18 protein-coding genes and 1 other annotated feature are annotated in these 17,939 nt (G+C 55.9%); of the genes, 7 read left to right on the forward strand and 11 right to left on the reverse strand.

All coding sequences use genetic code 11. The features are described from left to right. Positions 1–192: 192 nt before the first annotated feature. The 4 genes from ACORQT_RS07835 (at position 193) to ACORQT_RS07850 (ending at position 5,165) form a co-directional block, all read left to right on the forward strand. A complete protein-coding gene (locus ACORQT_RS07835; RefSeq protein WP_099817909.1) occupies positions 193–1,293 on the forward strand; it encodes an acyltransferase family protein in 1,101 nt (366 codons plus the stop codon). A 50-nt stretch (positions 1,294–1,343) separates the two neighbouring features. Continuing rightward, complete coding sequence (locus tag ACORQT_RS07840) at positions 1,344–2,366, forward strand: glycosyltransferase family 2 protein (RefSeq protein WP_164057316.1); 1,023 nt, start codon at positions 1,344–1,346, stop codon at positions 2,364–2,366. Between the two features lies 1 nt (position 2,367). Next, complete coding sequence (locus ACORQT_RS07845; RefSeq protein WP_042784056.1) at positions 2,368–3,642, forward strand: glycosyltransferase; 1,275 nt, start codon at positions 2,368–2,370, stop codon at positions 3,640–3,642. A 149-nt stretch (positions 3,643–3,791) separates the two neighbouring features. Next, positions 3,792–5,165, forward strand: a complete 1,374-nt coding sequence (locus ACORQT_RS07850; RefSeq protein WP_164057317.1) for a glycosyltransferase — start codon at positions 3,792–3,794, stop codon at positions 5,163–5,165. Positions 5,166–5,285: 120 nt separating this feature from the next. Here the strand turns inward: ACORQT_RS07850 and hisIE are convergent, their stop codons facing one another. The 9 genes from hisIE to hisL form a co-directional block, all read right to left on the reverse strand. Further along, positions 5,286–5,906, reverse strand: a complete 621-nt coding sequence (gene hisIE / locus ACORQT_RS07855) for a bifunctional phosphoribosyl-AMP cyclohydrolase/phosphoribosyl-ATP diphosphatase HisIE (protein ID WP_015377251.1) — start codon at positions 5,904–5,906, stop codon at positions 5,286–5,288. Further along, positions 5,900–6,676, reverse strand: coding sequence for an imidazole glycerol phosphate synthase subunit HisF (hisF, locus tag ACORQT_RS07860; protein ID WP_033642483.1), 777 nt, complete (start codon positions 6,674–6,676; stop codon positions 5,900–5,902). The genes hisIE and hisF overlap by 7 nt, the downstream gene beginning before the upstream one ends. Continuing rightward, positions 6,658–7,395, reverse strand: a complete 738-nt coding sequence (hisA, locus tag ACORQT_RS07865; protein WP_042784058.1) for a 1-(5-phosphoribosyl)-5-[(5-phosphoribosylamino)methylideneamino]imidazole-4-carboxamide isomerase — start codon at positions 7,393–7,395, stop codon at positions 6,658–6,660. Before hisA ends, hisF begins: the two co-directional genes overlap by 19 nt. Before the next feature lie 5 nt (positions 7,396–7,400). Beyond that, positions 7,401–7,991: an imidazole glycerol phosphate synthase subunit HisH gene (hisH, locus tag ACORQT_RS07870; protein ID WP_021504315.1), complete on the reverse strand. Its 591-nt coding sequence runs from the start codon at positions 7,989–7,991 to the stop codon at positions 7,401–7,403. Continuing rightward, positions 7,991–9,058 carry a bifunctional histidinol-phosphatase/imidazoleglycerol-phosphate dehydratase HisB gene (hisB, locus tag ACORQT_RS07875; protein WP_015377254.1) on the reverse strand — a complete coding sequence of 356 codons (1,068 nt, stop codon included), beginning with the start codon at positions 9,056–9,058 and terminating at the stop codon, positions 7,991–7,993. The genes hisH and hisB overlap by 1 nt, the downstream gene beginning before the upstream one ends. Further along, a complete protein-coding gene (gene hisC / locus ACORQT_RS07880) occupies positions 9,055–10,143 on the reverse strand; it encodes a histidinol-phosphate transaminase (RefSeq protein WP_072627990.1) in 1,089 nt (362 codons plus the stop codon). The genes hisB and hisC overlap by 4 nt, the downstream gene beginning before the upstream one ends. Continuing rightward, positions 10,140–11,447, reverse strand: a complete 1,308-nt coding sequence (gene hisD, locus ACORQT_RS07885; protein WP_042784060.1) for a histidinol dehydrogenase — start codon at positions 11,445–11,447, stop codon at positions 10,140–10,142. The genes hisC and hisD overlap by 4 nt, the downstream gene beginning before the upstream one ends. 4 nt (positions 11,448–11,451) lie before the next feature. After that, positions 11,452–12,351 carry an ATP phosphoribosyltransferase gene (gene hisG, locus ACORQT_RS07890; protein ID WP_015377256.1) on the reverse strand — a complete coding sequence of 300 codons (900 nt, stop codon included), beginning with the start codon at positions 12,349–12,351 and terminating at the stop codon, positions 11,452–11,454. A gap of 70 nt (positions 12,352–12,421) precedes the next feature. Then, positions 12,422–12,548 (reverse strand) — a sequence feature (His leader region). Next, positions 12,524–12,571 carry a his operon leader peptide gene (hisL, locus tag ACORQT_RS07895; protein ID WP_100396937.1) on the reverse strand — a complete coding sequence of 16 codons (48 nt, stop codon included), beginning with the start codon at positions 12,569–12,571 and terminating at the stop codon, positions 12,524–12,526. Its footprint overlaps the feature before it by 25 nt. Before the next feature lie 229 nt (positions 12,572–12,800). On the opposite strand from hisL, the gene ACORQT_RS07900 reads away from it, so the two are divergent. Continuing rightward, complete coding sequence (locus ACORQT_RS07900) at positions 12,801–13,625, forward strand: SDR family oxidoreductase (RefSeq protein WP_164057318.1); 825 nt, start codon at positions 12,801–12,803, stop codon at positions 13,623–13,625. 15 nt (positions 13,626–13,640) lie between these two features. Here the strand turns inward: ACORQT_RS07900 and ACORQT_RS07905 are convergent, their stop codons facing one another. Next, a complete protein-coding gene (locus ACORQT_RS07905; protein ID WP_089180716.1) occupies positions 13,641–14,525 on the reverse strand; it encodes a LysR family transcriptional regulator in 885 nt (294 codons plus the stop codon). Positions 14,526–14,662: 137 nt separating this feature from the next. On the opposite strand from ACORQT_RS07905, the gene ACORQT_RS07910 reads away from it, so the two are divergent. After that, positions 14,663–15,853, forward strand: a complete 1,191-nt coding sequence (locus ACORQT_RS07910; protein ID WP_164057319.1) for an MFS transporter — start codon at positions 14,663–14,665, stop codon at positions 15,851–15,853. Here ACORQT_RS07910 and ACORQT_RS07915 read toward each other — a convergent pair. Next, positions 15,844–16,749 (reverse strand): LysR family transcriptional regulator, encoded by a 906-nt coding sequence (locus ACORQT_RS07915; protein WP_164057320.1) that lies wholly within the window; start codon positions 16,747–16,749, stop codon positions 15,844–15,846. The genes ACORQT_RS07910 and ACORQT_RS07915 overlap by 10 nt on opposite strands. Positions 16,750–16,999: 250 nt before the next feature. Between ACORQT_RS07915 and speB the strand changes: the two genes are divergently transcribed. Beyond that, on the forward strand, positions 17,000–17,932 hold the full coding sequence (gene speB, locus ACORQT_RS07920) for an agmatinase (RefSeq protein ID WP_089191432.1): 933 nt from the start codon (positions 17,000–17,002) through the stop codon (positions 17,930–17,932). The last annotated feature ends 7 nt before the right edge of the window (positions 17,933–17,939 follow it).

Consider the following 17,939-nt stretch of genomic DNA (forward strand, 5'->3'; position numbering starts at 1 on the left):
CCATGCTACTGGCATGGTGGTTTTCTTGGCTTTAATTAATTATTCCTACTAGCCGTTTCTGCATTAATTGTTACTACTTCATTTGGCGTCATTCCCTCTGTCTTCAATATTGCGAAATTATCAAGACAGCATATATATGCTGACTCTTTACGACACTATTAGATAGAGAGAAAGGTTCATATTAAGGTTTTTATGAAAAAAATAACCTATCTTGAAGGTTTACGGGGTATATGCTGCTTTATTGTTATTATTGATCACTGCGTCAGTATCTATAAACCAGATATTAGATATACATCGTTTAGCGATATTGGAGGAATGCTGCGGCGGTTAATTGCATGGACACCATTAAATATAGTTTACAGTGGAATTGCACCTGTTTGCATTTTTTTCATTCTAAGCGGTTTTGTTCTTTCGATTAAGTTCAATAAAACCCACGAGGGTAGTGCCATATTCAATGGCGTTGTAAAGAGATACCCAAGGCTGGTTCTTCCTATTTTAGCCTCTATGCTGATGAGTGCATTGCTATATTATATATTGAAGTATACAACTGGCCATGTGATTGAACTCGGTTTTATTCCAGCGATTCTTGAAGCGGTGTATTTCGCGCCTTTCCAACATGTGCCTTTGCATAATTATGCTCTGTGGACTATATCTTTCGAGTTTTATGGATCTTTTATTGTTTTTGGTCTGCTTGCGTTCTTCGGTATGCACCGTAGGCGACTAATATTTTATGCATTGGTCTTCTCTTTCCTTTATGCATGGGGCTCCTTTTATTGTCTCTTCGTCTTTGGAATGATTTTAAACGATTTATATATCGACAATAAATTCAAAATCCATGGAGTGCTGCGTGCACTTATGTTTTTGATCGGCATTGTGCTGGCAACTTCGCCGTATGAACGGGATGGCGTGTATTTATATGGAGGTATCTATAAATACATTGAATACATTTCCGTTGGCTCATATCGAGATACTTATCAAATGCTTATGTTGACAGGAAGTATGCTGATTTTTATGTCGATTTTAGGCAGTAGTTTGAGTGAAAAGTTGCTCGAAAACAAGCTGGCGCAGTTTTTGGGACGTATCTCTTTCCCGTTATATGTCGTACATGTCTGTATACTTAATATTATTGCTGCAATAGCGAAGAGTTATTATGGTGACATACACATGTCTACGTTCATAATGCTATTGTTAGTTACCGTATCAGTGTGCCTGTTGCTTTCTTACTATTTTGAAAAGTATATTGACTTGCCATCAATTAAAATGGCAAATGTATTCGCTAAAAAAATAGCATGATTTTCGCAACCATCAAATATATGGCTGACATTTTTAAGTGGATTCAATGAATGAATAAGGATGCTATGATCGACGTTAATAGTAATACTTCCGCAGCAAGCGAAAGTGTTAAGATTTCGATAATAATCCCGGTATACAATGCTCAGAATTCCATTGTCGCAACCCTGGATTCTATTTTACGTGCGATTAAGAGTACACATGAAATCATCCTCGTCGATGATTGCTCTACTGATAATACTATCTCGGTGATCGAGGGTTATCTTGCTCAGAGAGGAAATATCAAGCTCATTAGGCAAGAGAAAAATCAGGGGCCGGGTGTTGCCAGAGATGTAGGCTTGGCGTCAGCGAGCGGTGAGTATACGATCTTCTTCGACAGCGATGACTTTATGCTGCCTAATGTGGCCGATAATGCCATCGCCAAGCTTGAAAAAGAAAAACTGGACGTTGCCGTAACTCAGTACAATATCGTTTATGGCAAAGCCAAAGAAAGTATTGGCATGTGGGAAGGCGATGAGAAGTTGTTTGAGGAAGTGCGAGTAAAATATGGTGATATCCTTTCTCTGCAAAAGCTACCCGATTTCCTGACGCTAACAAACTATCCTTGGAATAAAATCTGTAGAACACGGTTTTTAAAGGATAATGACATAAAGTTTGGCAGTTTACGTTTACATGAAGATATTTTTCCGCACTGGAAAATATTGATGAATGCAGAGAGAGTTGCCATTCTGAACGATGCAATATGTAATTATATGCTTTGTCCTGAAGGCAGTAATGTGACTAATAATAAAAGTCAGTTACGTATGCAGTGCGTAGATGCTATTGCTGAGTTATATGACTATATTAAGTCAGATAAGCGCTATGATGTTTATACAACGAGTTTCTTCTTGTTTAGCGTAAATCTGATTGATTGGGCAAAAGAAAATATATTTATTGACTTCAAATCAGCACTAGTCTCCAAAGTGAGAGACGTTTTCCTGCAGAGCAGTTACAGTGATCTGCAAAAGGTTTTCCACACAAATAAATATATTCATTCTAAAGTGTGTGAGTATTTAGTTAATAAAAAGGTTTTTTGAGATGACTGCAAAATTATCTATCATTGTCACGTCCTATAACATCGAAAAATACATTGGCGAATGTTTGGACAATGTTCTAGCTCAAACGCTAGAAGATATTGAAATCATTGTAGTGGATGATGGTTCTAAAGATAGCACGCCGAAAATTATCGAGTCTTATGCCGAGAAAGATAAGCGTATCATTCCTATTTTGATGAAAGAGAACTCACCTGGCGGGGTTGCTACCGTTGCTAATATTGGCATGGAAGCCGCTACGGGCGAATTTATTGGTTTTGCCGATGGTGACGATCTTTACGATCCGACAATGTTCGAGAAGCTTTATAACATTGCAGTGGCTGAAAATGCCGATGTCGCGATGTGTAACTTCCTCGAGTTTGAGACAGAAACCGGCATCGAGAATGCGCCGTATGAACCTGCCTGGGCAACATTAGCGAACAAACCCGTTTGGGATATTCGCAGCGTTGAGAACAAGAAGAAAGTTCTCGAATTGTTGCCTGTGCCATGGCGTAAAATTTACAAGCGGAAGCTCATTACCGACAATAATCTGAAATTCCCTGTTGGGAAATACTTCTTCGAAGATAATGGGTTCCATTGGTTTGTCACGTTAACGTCAGATAAAGTCTGCTTTATCGATGAAGTGCTCTGCTATCACCGCCGTAACCGTGCTGGCCAGACGATGATGGCCGGCGGGGATCGGTTACTCGGTGTTTTCCTGCAGCACCAGGTTATTTTTGACTATCTTGAAAAGTCAAAAATGCTGGCGCAATACCGCGAGTATTCACTCAACTGGCTGGTTGGCCATATTGCTTGGGTAAGCCAGGTTCTTACGCCTACGTTTTCCACAGAGTTCTACGAAACACTGTTGCCGCACGTAAAACGCTATCAGAAAGGTGAGATCCAGTCTTACTTGTCCACGCGCTTCTATGACAGAAAAACGGTTGGTCTCGTTATTGCACTGATGAAAGAAAGCAGTGCAGATTTCTCAAAAGTCATGAATGGTTGGGTAGCGAAAACGAAGGCTGAAAAATTACGCTTCAACTACGATAAACTGGGGCCTGGTGGGTTGCTGAATATGCTGGTGCGTATAGGCAAGCACAAGTTTATCGAACGCGGACTACATCGTAAGAGTACGCGGGCTTTGTTGATTGAAAATAATGCAAGATTGGACTCCATTCATTGGCGTTTGTCAGAGTTAGAGAGAATGATCGAGTCTGGGTTTATTCTGCAAGAGCAGAGAATTGCGGAAATAAAAAAGCAGGTTGAAGAGATTAAATAATCAGAAATAGGCCTTATGCGGTAGCATAAGGCTTTTTTCATTTAATCTCCTTCGATTATATGATTATAGGATCAAGCGCGGGAGGTTTCGCTGGGGGCCAATGTCATTCTAAAAGTTGGCTTTATTACAATGAACATGGTGGAATAATAATGTCTGAAGTTAAAACGATACCCTATGTTTCGGTAGTTATGCCAGTTTTTAATGCCGAGATTTATATTTTTGATGTCATTGATAAAGTCAGAAAGCAAACGCTGAAAGAACTCGAGATTATTATCGTTGACGATAATTCTACGGATGGTACCAAGGCGATCCTGGAGCGTATTGCCGCCGAGGATGACAGGGTTATATTGCTTTCCGGCATTGAAGGTGGTGGGGCCGGTGCTGCACGCAATGTTGGTTTAAGCCATGCCCGAGGTGAGTTTGTTGTTTTCCTCGATGATGATGATTTCGTTGATGAAAACCTGATGGAAAAAGCCTATTCAATGGCGAAATCGCATGATGCCGATGTTGTCATTTATAGAAGCCAGTTTTATAACGTTCAGCAGGATAAGCATCTGTCGATTCCCTGGTCGATACGCACAGATCTGCTGCCACAAAAAAACGTGTTCTCTTCCATTGAGATCGAGAGGGATTTTTTCAACGCTTTTATTTGGTGGCCTTGGGACAAAATGTTGAAGCGTGAGAGGATATTAGCTGAAAATTTGCAATTTCAGCAAATAAGAACCTCAAACGATCTCTATTTTATTTGTGCGTTCGTTTTGTTATCTGAAAGAATATGTATTCTTGATGATGTATTAATTGATCACACGGTTTCCAGAGAGACATCTCTGTCTAATACCCGCGAAAAGTCCTACCACTGTGCAATTGATGCGTTGGAAGCATTGAGATCCTTAATGATTGAGAGAGGGATCTATGATGGACGAAAAACCGATTTTATCAACTATTCGGCTTCATTTCTCGAGTGGCATTTAAATACCTTGTACGGTAAGGCTTATTTCACATTATATGATGATGTCAGAAGTTATCTGAATAAGCTCGGTGCTAAGTTCGAGGATTTTTACGAAGAAAGAACACAAGTTTTTTTCGACAGTCTTTATCGTTTGTCAGCGGATGAGTACCTCTTTTATTTAAGCCGACGTTTGCAGAATGAAAACGATGAGTTGGTTTCTGCTAATTATGATCTCTCTTCTGCCAATCGTGAGGCCGAGTCGTCTTATCAGATGTTGTCTACCTCTTACCAAGACGTTTGCGCCGAGTTCAAACGTAAAGAGGAAGCGGAACAGAAGCTACATGCTGAACAGCAAGCTATGGAGGCTAAGCTGAGTGCTCTGGAGGCTCGACTCAGAGCCCATGAAGGGGTGATTCTCGAGAAAGGCCACCAATTGAGAGCCGCTGAAAGCGAGATAGAGTCGCTTACGCATCAACTCAGAGAGTGCGAAATGCGCAATCGTGAGATAGTAAATTCTTGGCCATGGCGGCTGATGGCCCTGTTCCGGCCTTCGCGCAAAAACGGAAAAAATTAAGAATCACGTAGTGGGGGCTGGGCTTTGATTCTCTTCTGCTGCTGTTTTCGATGCTTGTGAACAAATAAAAAGCCGCCGAGGTTAACGCCCGGCGGCTTTTTTATTGCGCGTGATTTAATGTCACGCTTTTTTCTGATGCCGCTCGCGCAGCCGGCCGATCACCGCGCTCAGATCCAAATCCTGGTCCTGCAGCAGCACCAGCAGGTGATAGATCAGATCCGAGGCCTCGTTGGTCAGCTCTTCGCGATCGTTGACCGTGGCGGCCAGCGCGGTTTCCACGCCTTCTTCCCCGACCTTCTGCGCGATGCGTTTGGTGCCGCTGGCGTACAGGCTGGCGGTGTATGAGCTGTCCGGGCTGGCATGCTTGCGCTCCGCCAACAGCTGTTCCAGCTGATAGAGGAACGTCCAGTCGCTGGCGGCCGGATGGAAGCAGCTGCTGTTGCCCAGGTGGCAGGTCGGGCCGATCGGGTTGGCCAATACCAGCAGCGTGTCGTTATCGCAGTCCGGCGTGATGCTGACCACCTTGAGGAAGTGGCCGGAACTTTCGCCTTTGGTCCACAGGCGCTGCTTGGTGCGCGAAAAGAAGGTGACATTGCCGCTCTGCTCGGTGGTCGCCAGCGCTTCCGGCGTCATGTAACCCAGCATCAGCACTTCGCCGGAAACGGCGTGTTGCACGATGGCCGGCATCAGGCCGTCGGTTTTCTCCCAGTCCAGCTGGTTTCTCTGTTGTTCTGTCAGCACACGCGAATCTCCACGCCTTGTTCGACCAGGAACCTTTTCAGTTCGCCGATATTGATGATTTGTTTGTGGAACACCGATGCCGCCAGCGCGCCGTCGACGTCCGCATCGCGGAACGCTTCCAGGAAGTGCTCCATCGTGCCCGCACCGCCGGAGGCGATCAGCGGCACTTTGCAGACCTCGCGCACCCGACGCAGCTGCTGCAGATCGTAACCGTTGCGCACGCCGTCCTGGTTCATCATGTTCAGCACGATCTCACCGGCGCCGCGGCGCTGCACTTCCTGCACCCAGTCGAGGGTTTCCCACTGGGTGACGCGGGTGCGGCTCTCGTCGCCGGTATATTGATTGACGTGGTATTTGCCGGTTTCACTGTCGAACCAGGTATCGATGCCCACCACGATGCACTGCACGCCAAAGCGATCCGCCAGGCGGCTAATCAGATCGGGATCGGCCAGCGCCGGTGAGTTGATGGAGATTTTGTCGGCGCCGAAAGACAGGATCTGGCTGGCGTCCTCGGCGCTTTTAATGCCGCCGGCGACGCAGAACGGAATATCAATCACCTCCGCCACGCGCGACACCCAGCTTTTGTCCACCACCCGGCCGTCGCTCGAGGCGGTGATATCGTAAAACACCAGCTCGTCCGCGCCTTCTTGCGCATAGCGCTGCGCCAGCGGCACGATGTCACCGATGATTTCGTGGTTGCGGAACTGCACGCCTTTCACCACTTGCCCGTCTTTAACATCCAAACACGGGATTATCCGTTTTGCCAGCATGCAATCGCCTCCTCAACGCTAAATTTACCTTCCAGCAGGGCGCGCCCGACGATCACGCCGGCAACGCCGCTGCCGCGCAACTGGGCGATGTCGTCCAGATTGCCGATGCCGCCTGAGGCCTGGAAGGCCACCTGCGGATAACGGCGGCTGATCGCCTGATACAGCGCCACGTTGGAACCGGCCAGCGTGCCGTCGCGCGAAATGTCGGTGCACAGCACGTGTTTCAGCCCGTAGGGCAGGAACTGCTCTACCACCTGTTCAAGCGTGGCGTCGGAATCCTCCTGCCAGCCGCTGATGGCCACGCGCTTCACGCCCTGCGCGTCGATGCGCACATCCAACGCCAGTACCAGCGCGTCGGCGCCATAGCGTTCGAACCAGCTTTGCACCAACTGCGGTTGTTTCACCGCGGTGGAGCCGATCACCACGCGCGTGGCGCCGGCCTCCAGCAGGGCGCTGACGTCTTGCTCGTTGCGGATGCCGCCGCCGACCTGCACCGGCACGTTAACCCCCGCCAACAGCTTGCGCAGCAGCGGGATCTGGCGCGCGGCCGGATCTTTGGCGCCGGTCAGATCGACCAGGTGCAGCACCTGGGCGCCCTGTTGTTGATAGTCCTGCAGGCGCAGCAGCGGATCGTTGCCGTAGTCGCGCTGTTGGCCGTAATCGCCCTGATGCAAACGCACCACGTTGCCGTCGATCAAATCCAAAGCCGGAATAATCATGCTGCCTACATCTCCAGAAAGTTTTTCAACAGTTGCGCTCCGGCCGCTCCAGAACGTTCTGGATGAAACTGTACGCCGAAGAAGTTGTCTTTTTGCACGGCGGCGGTGAAGGGCTCGCCGTAATTCGCCTGAGCGATGGTGCTGGGGCATATCGGCATCGCATAGCTGTGAACGAAATAGAAGTAGGCGCCGTCATCGATGCCGCGGAACAGATGGTGGCCCGCCTGCGCGGATACCTGGTTCCAACCCATGTGCGGCAGCGGCAGGCCGAAGTCGGTCATCTGCTTTACCGGCGTATCGATGAGGCCGAGCGTCGTTATGCCGCCGTTCTCTTCGCTGCTGGCCGCCAGCAGCTGCATACCGAGGCAGATGCCCAGCACCGGCTGAGTGCAGGCCCTGATAAGTTCGATCAGATCGCGTTCGCGCAGCTGATCCATCGCCGCCTGCGCGGTGCCGACGCCCGGCAGGAACAGCTTGTCGGCGCGCAGCACGATCTCCGGATCGCGGCTCACTTCCGGCTGATAGCCCAGGCGCCGCACCGCATAGGTGACGGAGGCCAGGTTGGCGCAGCCGGTATCCAAAATCACCACGTTCATCACAGCACTCCTTTCGAGCTCGGCAGGGTATTGCCCTCGACGCGGATCGCCTGGCGCAGCGTGCGGCCAAACACTTTGAACAGGCTTTCGACCCGGTGGTGGTCGTTTTTGCCTTTGGTCTTCAGGTGCAGCGTGCAACCCATGGTGTAGGAGAGCGAGCGGAAGAAGTGCTCGACCATTTCGGTGCTGAGATCGCCGACGCGCTGATAGTTGAACTCGGCCTTGTACTCCAGGTGCGGGCGGCCGGAGATATCCAGCGCGCAGCGCGCCAGACACTCGTCCATCGGCAGCACGAAGCCGAAGCGGGCAATGCCGCGCTTGTCGCCCAGCGCCTTGTTCAACGCTTCGCCCAGCGCCAGGCCGGTGTCCTCTACGGTGTGGTGATCGTCGATATACAGGTCGCCTTTGACATCGATCTCCATGCGGAAGCCGCCGTGGGTAGCGATCTGATCCAGCATGTGGTCGAAGAAGCCGACGCCGGTTTTGATTTTGCTGCCGCCTTCGCGATCCAGCCAGACGTTGACATCGATCTGCGTCTCTTTGGTCACGCGGTTAACCCGCGCATGACGGTCGCGCAGGGTCAGCTGGCGCACGATCTCTTTCCAGCCCAGCACGCCGCGCTGGTAGCGCAGCCCCTGAATGCCCATGTTTTCCGCCAGCTGCACGTCGGTCGGCCGATCGCCGATCACGTAGCTGTGGGCGGTATCGAGCACGCCGGGTTCGAGGTAACCCTTCACCAGCGCGGTCTTCGGCTTGCGGCAGTCGCAGTTGTCCGCCGGCAGGTGCGGGCAGATCAACACGTCGGCGAACTGAATGCCCTGCGAGCTAAGGATCTGCATCATCAGGTTGTGCGGCGGATCGAAGGTTTCCTGCGGGAAACTGGCGGTGCCGAGCCCATCCTGATTGGTGATCATCACCAGCTGATACCCCGCCTGTTGCAGCGCCAGCAGGGAAGGGATCACGTCCGGCTCAAGCGCCAGCTTGTCCAGGCGGTCAACCTGGAAATCTTCCGGTGGCTCGGCGATCAGCGTGCCGTCACGATCGATAAAGAGGATTTTTTGGCTCACATTGGCTCCTGGCGAGTCTGGTTGGCGCCGGGCAGGGCGGACAAGGCGTCCACCACGCGTTGACATTCGTCGCGGGTGCCTATGGTGATGCGCAGGCAGCCGGACAACCCGGGCTGTTTGTTTTGGTCTCGTAAGATAATGCCCTGATCCCACAAGCTTTTAAACACATTACTTGAGGCGGTGAAGCGGGCCAGCAGGTAATTGCTGTCGCTGGCGAAAACCTGCTCGACGCAGGCGCATTTTTCCAGCTGTTGCTGCAGCCAGCTGCGGGTGGCGGCGATGTCGGTGACGCGCTGGCGCATGGTGCGGATGCCTTCGGCGCTCAGCGCCTGCGCGGCGATATCCGCCACCGGCGTCGAGAGCGGGTAAGGCGCGATCACCTTCAGCAGCAGGGCGATCAGATCTTCGTTGGCGAGCGTAAAGCCGCAGCGCAGGCCGGCCAGCGCAAAGGCCTTCGACAGCGTGCGCAGAATAGCCAGGTGCGGATAGTCGCTCAGCCACCCGGCCACCGAGGCCTGCGGGCAAAACTCGATATAGGCTTCGTCCACCGCGACGATCGCTCTGCCTTTGGCCATCTCCAGCAGGCTGCGCAGAGAGTCCGGGTCAATCAGGTTACCGGTCGGGTTGTTCGGGCTGCAGACGTAGATCAGTTTCACGTTGTCCAGGCTGTCCGCGATGGCCGGCAGATCCAACTGCCAGTCCTCTTTGGCGGCCACGGTGCGGCGCTCCACGCCAAAGGTTTCGGCGCTGACGGCGTACATGCCGTAGGTCGGCGGGCAGAACAGAATGGCGTCTTTGCCCGGCTCGCAGAAGGCGCGGATCAGCAGCTCGATGCCTTCATCGGCGCCGCGGCTGACCAGCACCTGCTCTTTCTTGACCCCGGCATAGGCGGCGTAGCGTTCGATCACCTGCGCCGGCTGGCACTCCGGATAGCGGTTGAAGGTTTGCGCGGTCAGCTGGAATTCCGGGGCGATCGGGTATTCGTTGGCGTTCAGCCATACGTCGCCCTTGCCGCCGAGGCGGCGCGCCGATTGATAAGGGGTCAGCTCGCGAACGTTGGCGCGCGCCAGTTTTTCGATGCTCATGCTTGCTCCTTCAGGGCGGCGACGCGCAGGGTCACGGCGTTCTTGTGGGCGATCAGCTGCTCGGCGGCAGCCAGCGTCTCGATGGTGGCGGCCAGGTTGCTGAAGCCCTGCGGCGTCAGCTCCTGCACCGTCATGCGTTTTTGGAAATCGGCCAGCCCGAGGCTTGAGCAGGTGGCGGTGTAGCCGTAGGTCGGCAGCACGTGGTTGGTGCCGGAGGCGTAATCGCCGGCGGACTCCGGCGACCAGTCGCCGAGGAACACCGAACCGGCGCTGGTGATGCCGTCCACCAGATCGCGCGCATTGCGGGTCTGAATGATCAGGTGCTCCGGGCCGTAACGGTTGCTGATGGCCACGCACTCCGGCAGATCGCGCGCCACGATCAGGCGGCTGCTCGCCAGCGCCTGACGGGCGGTGTCGGCGCGCGGCAGCTCGGCCAGCTGGCTTTCCACCGCGTCGGCCACCGCCTGCGCCATCGCCGCGTCCGGCGTCAGCAGGATCACCTGCGAATCCGGGCCGTGCTCGGCCTGCGACAGCAGATCGGAAGCGACAAATGCCGGGGTGGCGCCGGCGTCGGCGATCACCAGCACTTCTGAAGGACCGGCCGGCATATCGATGGCCGCGCCGTCAAGGCGCTGGCTGACCTGCCGCTTGGCTTCGGTCACGAAGGCGTTGCCCGGCCCGAAGATCTTCGCCACGCGCGGCACGCTTTCGGTGCCGAACGCCAGGGCGGCGATCGCCTGCGCGCCCCCGACCTGAAACACTTCCTGCACGCCGCACAGCTGTGCCGCATACAGGATCTCATCGGCGATCGGCGGCGGCGAGCACAGCACTACCCGGCGGCAGCCGGCGATGCGCGCCGGCGTCGCCAGCATCAGCACGGTGGAGAACAGCGGCGCCGATCCGCCGGGAATATACAGTCCCACCGAGTCGATTGGGCGGGTCACCTGCTGGCAGCGCACGCCCGGTTGCGTTTCGACGTCCACCGGCGGCAGTCGCTGCGCGTTGTGGAAGGTTTCCACGTTGGCGACGGCCACCGCCATCGCCTGTTTGATGTCGTCGCCCAACCGCGCGGCGGCGGCGGCGATCTGCTCGGCGCTGACGCGCAGCGTCGAGACTTCCGCCTTGTCGAAACGGGCGCTGTAGTCGCGCAACGCCCGATCGCCGTTGGCCTTCACGTTGTCGAGGATCTCATTCACCGTGCGGGTGATGCTGTCGGAAGCGGCGATCGCCGGACGCATCAGCAGCTCGGCCTGGCGTTCGGCGCTGCACGTCGCCCAATCGATCGGCGTGTTGAAGGTCGACATGGCGTTACTCCATCATCTTTTCAATCGGCAGCACCAGAATCGAGCTGGCGCCGAGCGCTTTCAGTTTTTCCATGGTTTCCCAGAACAGGGTTTCGCTGCTGACCATGTGCATCGCCACGCGGTTCTGCGCGCCGGCCAGCGGCAGAATGGTCGGGCGTTCGGCGCCCGGCAGCAGCGCGACGATCTCGTCCAGCTTCTCGCTCGGCGCGTGCAGCATGATGTATTTGGATTCGCGCGCCTGGATCACGCCCTGAATGCGGGTCATCAGGCGGTCAATCAGCTGCTGTTTGGCTTCAGGCATTTCGCCGTCGCGCTGGATCAGGCAAGCTTTGGAGCGGTAGATCACCTCGACTTCGCGCAGGCCGTTGGCCTCCAGCGTGGCGCCGGTAGAGACCAGATCGCAGATGGCGTCGGCCAGGCCGGCGCGCGGCGCCACTTCCACCGAGCCGTTCAGCAGGCAAGATTTGAAGCGCACGCCCTGTTTGTCGAGGTATTGCTTCAGCAGGTGCGGGTAAGAGGTGGCGATGCGGGCGTCCTGCAGGCTTTGCGGGCCGGCGTATTCGGCGTCGAGCGGGGTGGCCAGCGACAGGCGGCAGCCGCCGAAATCGAGGCGGCGCAGGGTGAAGTAGCGCGGGTCTTCACCCTGTGCGCGGCGGCTGAGCAGCTCTTCTTCCAGCACGTTCTCGCCGATGATGCCGAGATCGACCACGCCGTCCATCACCAGACCCGGAATGTCGTCGTCGCGCACGCGCAGGATATCGATCGGCATGTTTTCGGCGAAGGCGATCAGACGCTGCTGCTGCAGGTTAATCTTGATGCCGCAGCGCGCCAGCAGTTCCTGGGATTCATCGCTCAGGCGGCCCGACTTCTGCATTGCGATCCGTAAACGTGTCTTGTCCAGCATGGTAACCTCTGTTTAATCTGTAATTTTATGAATTTATTGTAAAAACTATTCTTTCTGTCTGTCCGGAGCCAAAAAAAAACCCTCGGAAGAAATCTTCCGAGGGCTCTCTCTTGCGTTCTGCGCGCCACTGGAAGATTAACAAACCGTCTTCCAGCACACATCGCCTGAAAGACTAGTCAGGGTGATGGTGATGATGGTGGTTGAACTGAACGCGTGTCATGGTGTTTTCTCTCAGCAAAAGTCGGTAAAAAACCGTATGGCAATTAAGCTAAACTATCCGCTGTCCGCCGTGCAACTCTTTTTTATCGTCATAAATTTAATTTATTGAAACAGGTTGAGTTATTAGCCACACACGGCTTTACCTAACCTTAAGCCGGTCAGATTGTATCGCCGCGCGCAGTGGCGTAGCCTTAAGGGCAGGGCGCTGCGATCTTCAGGAGAGGAAGAGGATGAAAAAGGTAGCCATTATTGGTCTGGGTTGGTTGGGCATGCCGCTGGCGTTGTCGCTGATGGGCCGCGGGTACGACGTGGTCGGCAGCAAAACCACGCCGGACGGTGTCGAGGCTGCGCGGATGAGCGGCATCGAATGTTATCAGTTGGAGCTGACGCCGGAATTGATCTGCGATCCGGACGATCTGGCGTCGTTGCTGCGCGTGGATGCGCTGGTGGTCACGCTGCCCGCGCGCCGCACCGTCGAAGGCAGCGAGAACTATTTCAATGCGGTGCGCATGCTGGTGGACAGCGCAATGGCTTTCGGCGTGCCGCGGGTGATCTTCACCAGTTCCACCTCGGTGTATGGCGAAACCGCCGGCACGCTGCGCGAAGAGTCGCCGCTGCGGCCGGTCTCGCCGTCCGGCCGGGTATTGGCCGAGCTGGAGCGCTGGCTGCACGAGCTGCCGAATACCTCGGTGGACATTATGCGCCTGGCGGGGCTGGTGGGCGCCGATCGCCACCCAGGCCGCTTCCTGGCGGGAAAGCTCGATGTGAAGGGGGGCTCGCAGGGGGTGAATCTGGTGCACCAGGACGACGTCATCGCCGCCATCCAACTGCTGCTCAAGCTGCCGAAGGGCGGCCACGTGTACAACCTGTGCGCGCCGCGTCATCCGGCCAAGCGCGATTTCTATCCGGCCCTGGCCGAGCAGCTGCACCTGGAGCCGCCGCAGTTTGCCGACGAAGCGGAACAGGATGAGCGGCTGGTGGACGGCAACCGCATCTGCAACGAGCTGGGTTTTGAATACCAGTATCCCGATCCGGCGCGCATGCCGGTCAGTTAAGACGGTATATGTCGTTTAAAGCGGGAAAAGGTGGCTCGTCACAAAGTCGACGAATAGCCTGATTTTGACTGACAGGTGGCGGCCCGACGGCCAGAGGACATGAAAAACCATGTTCTCGCGGTTGTAGTCATCCAAAACCGTTACCAGGCTGCCCTGTTCCAGTTGTCTGCGCACGGCGATCTCCGGCAGATAAGCGATGCCCAGCCCTTGTTCTGCGAAGCACACCTGCGGATCGAGGGTATTTGTCACCATGCTGGCCGGCCGTTCGGGGATCATCTCCGTCTTGTCTCCCAGCGGCCAGACATCCAGTTTGCCGGTGCTGGGAAAGCGATAATGCAAACGAGCATGGCTTGTCAGATCCTCGGGCTTGCGCGGCATACCCACTTTGCTGAAATAACCCGGCGCGCCAACGAAAACCTTGCGGCATGTACCCAGCCGGCGGGCAACCAGCCGTGAGTCGCTCGGGGTTCCGCTGCGGATAACGGCATCGAAACCTTCCTCAATCACGTCAACCAGCCGATCCGAATAATCAATATCCAGCTCGATCTCAGGATAGCGGCGCTTGAAGTCCCCCAGTTTTGGCATGAAAAGCGTGCCCAGCGACGGGAGACTGATGCGCAGCTTGCCCTGAGGCGTTCCCCGCGTTTGCAACAGCTCGGCTTCCGCCTCTTTCACCTCACTCAAAATTCGTCGACACCTTTCCAGAAACAAGGCCCCTTCAGGCGTCAGGTTGACCGTGCGGGTAGAACGGTGAAACAGGCGCACGCTGAGCCGTTCCTCCAGCCGGGCAATGGTTTTGCTGACCGCCGAGGCGGAGATCCCCAGCTGTTGCCCGGCCGCCGTAAAACTACGGCTTTCACTGACCCGGACGAAAACGTCGAGAGAACCCAAGCTTTCCATAGGCTTCCATTCTATTGATGAATTTTGAGTCATGAGTGTTGTTCACTTTAGCCTATTTTTCTTTTATCGGCGAGTGGGCAGCATGATGCAACCGTCATCCGCGATGGGCGGAAACATCTTTGAATGGGGAGTGATTGATGAATCAAACGACGATATCTGCGCCTGCCGGGAGCATCGAGCGGTTGCCGCTGGGGGGCCTGTTGGCATTGGCAATGGCCGCTTTTATCACGCTGCTGACCGAGATCATGCCGGCGGGCGTGCTGTCTTCGATCGCGGGCGATTTGAACGTATCTGAAAGCCTGGCGGGGCAGTTCATCACCGCCTATGCGGTGGGCGCGTTGGTCGCCGCTATTCCGCTCACCGCATTGACGCAAGGCATGCGGCGCCGCCCCTTGCTCTTGAGCGCGATCTGCGGTTTTGCCATCGTTAACTTCGTCACGGCGCTGTCGAACGATTATCACGTCTCATTGGCGACGCGTTTCTTCGCCGGCGTTTTCGGCGGCATCGTTTGGTCTTTGCTGGCTGGTTATGCGGTGCGCATGTCACCGGCCCACCTTGGCGGCCGCGCTATTGCGATCTCCGGCGCCGGCGCCACTCTGGCGCTGGTGCTTGGCTTACCGCTCGGCACGTTGCTTGGCCGAGCCATCGGCTGGCAGGGCGCTTTTGGTCTGATGACGTTGATGGCGCTCGTGCTCGTGGCGTGGATCATCGCCATCGTGCCGGATTTCCCCGGTCAGGCTAAGGCGCATCGGCCGTCTCTGAGCGGCGTATTCTTGCAACGGGGGATCCGCGCCGTGCTATTCGTGGTGTTCACCTTTATCGTTGCCCATAACATTCTGTATATCTACCTGGAGCCTTTTCTCAAACCGTCGGGGTTGTCCGAACGGGTCGATATCGTTCTGTTTATCTTCGGGCTGGGCGCGATTGCCGGATTGGGCGTCGCCGGGATGCTGGTCGATCGGCGAGTCCAATCTCTTACGGTGATGAGTATCGTCATCTTTGCTCTCGCTGCCGTGCTGCTGGAGAGTGGGGGACGGATGCTCCCGATGGTCTATCTCTCTGTCGCTTGCTGGGGCTTGGCTTTCGGCGGCTTCGCCACCCTCACGCAGACGGCGTTGTCACGCCTTTCCGGCCGTGCGGCCGACGTTGCGCAGTCCATGTATACGACGGGCTGGAATACGGCCGTAGCCGCCGGTGGCGCGGTCGGCGGCATGTTGCTCGATAAGGGCGGGGCGCCCTCTTTCGCCTGGGCCATCATCGGATTACTCGTCCTGTCTTTAACCGGCACGGTGTTTGCCATGAATCGGGCGCTGGCCTCTCAGCGATGAGGTGATGGGCGTGCGGCGCGCGCCAAATCCTCCAGCAGCGCGTTCAACGCCTCGTCGGGTTGGACGGGGCGGCTGACCAGGCTGAGCGTGGCGCGGTAAGAGAGCGCCGTGCCGCCCAACTGCCGCAGCAGCCCTTGCTCCACCCAGCGCGCCGCATAGTGGGTGGGCAGATAACCGAGACAGGTGCCGCTCAGCACCAGATGGGCGACGCTCTCCATGTGGTGGGCCACCGCGGCCAGATGCGGCGGGGCGATCGGGCACAGCTGCTGCGCCAGCAGGTAGCCGCGCTTGACCCAGCGCGCGTTTTCAATCTGCTCGCGCTCGGGTTCTTCCACCGCGAACAGCGGGTGATCCTCACTGCAATAGATCGCCTGCGTCTCCTCCAGCCACGGTTGATAACGCAACGCCTCCAGCTGCTGGCCAAAGTAGCCGATGCCCAGATCGAGCTGCCGATGCAGCAGCCCTTGTTCAATCTCGGTCGGTGAACAGATGCGGCACTGCAATTGCACGTCCTGGTGGCGCCGCTGAAAGTGCTTGATGGCCTGACTGAACGGGTTGCCCGGCAGTGAAACCAGGTTATCCACCAGACCAATTTGCAGATCGCCGGTCAGCAGGCCGTTCAGCGACTGGCTGACCCGGGTGAAGTCGCGGGCGGCGTTGAACAAGGAGCGGCAGGCGATCAGCATGCGTTCCCCTTTTGGCGTCAGCCGGAAGCCGGAGCGCCCGCGCTGGCACAGGCGAAAACCCAGTCGCGTTTCCAGCGAGGCCAGATGGGTGCTGATGGTAGATTGGTTCATCAGCAGCGTTTCCTGTGCGGCGCTGACGCCCTGGGCTTCCGCCACCGCGACGAACACCCGCAACAGCTTCAGATCGATATCGCTTAGGTTAGTGAGCATCGCCCCCTCCGCAGAACGTCGGCCGCTTAACCCATTTTTAACATCGAAGAAATAGGCGCGGCGCTGAAGATATGGCCTTTCTTATGGCATGAGATTGAAATAAAAATCAATGCTTCAATGGGTTAGTTACATCGTGTTTTTCGATGTTTACATGCAAAAGCGGGAATGGTAGCCGGTGCGGTCAACGGGGTAGTCTGCGAATGTTGCTTAAATGTTTCAATTTATCGCAAGCCCAAGACAAGGAAACGCCATGCTGAACCAACCCCAAAGCGGCAACGACATGCCGCGCTTTGCCGGTCTCCCCACCATGATGCGCCTGCCCGCCGCCGATCAGGCGCGTGGTCTGGACGCCGCCTTTGTCGGCATTCCTCTGGATATCGGCACCTCCAATCGCAGCGGCACCCGCTATGGCCCGCGCCAGATCCGTCAGGAGTCGGTGATGATCCGCCCCTACAACATGGGCACCGGCTCCGCCCCATTCGAACGGCTGCAGGTGGCCGATCTGGGGGACGTCGCCATTAACCCCTACAGCCTGGCGGACAGCGTACGGCGCATCGAGGCGGCTTACCGCGAGATCCTGGCGCACGGCTGCACGCCGTTGACGCTCGGCGGCGACCACACCCTGACGCTGCCGGTGCTGCGCGCCATCGCCCATCGACATGGCCCGGTCGGGCTGATCCACGTCGATGCGCATTCCGACACCAACGAGGAGATGTTTGGCGAACAGCTGGCGCACGGCACCACCTTCCGCCGCGCGTTTGAGGAGGGGCTGCTGGCGCCGGAAAAAGTGGTGCAGATTGGTCTGCGCGGCAGCGGCTATGCGGCGGATGACTTCGATTGGTCACGGCGCCAGGGCTTCCGCGTGGTGCCGGCCGAAGCCTGCTGGCATCGGTCGCTGACGCCGCTGATGGCGGAGATCCGCGAGCAGATGGGCGATGCGCCGGTTTATCTCAGTTTCGATATCGACGGGCTGGATCCGGCCTTCGCGCCGGGCACCGGCACGCCGGAGGTCGGCGGACTGTCGGTTTGGCAAGGGCTGGAGATCGTGCGCGGCTGCCGTGGGCTGAACCTGATTGGCGGCGACGTGGTGGAGGTGTCGCCGCCTTACGATCGCTCCGGCAATACGGCGCTGCTGGCGGCCAACCTGCTGTTTGAAATGCTGTGCGTGCTGCCGGCCAGCTGAGGCCGGC

The sequence above is a fragment of the Serratia sp. (in: enterobacteria) genome, assembly GCF_052400455.1.
Lineage (GTDB): Bacteria > Pseudomonadota > Gammaproteobacteria > Enterobacterales > Enterobacteriaceae > Serratia > Serratia ureilytica.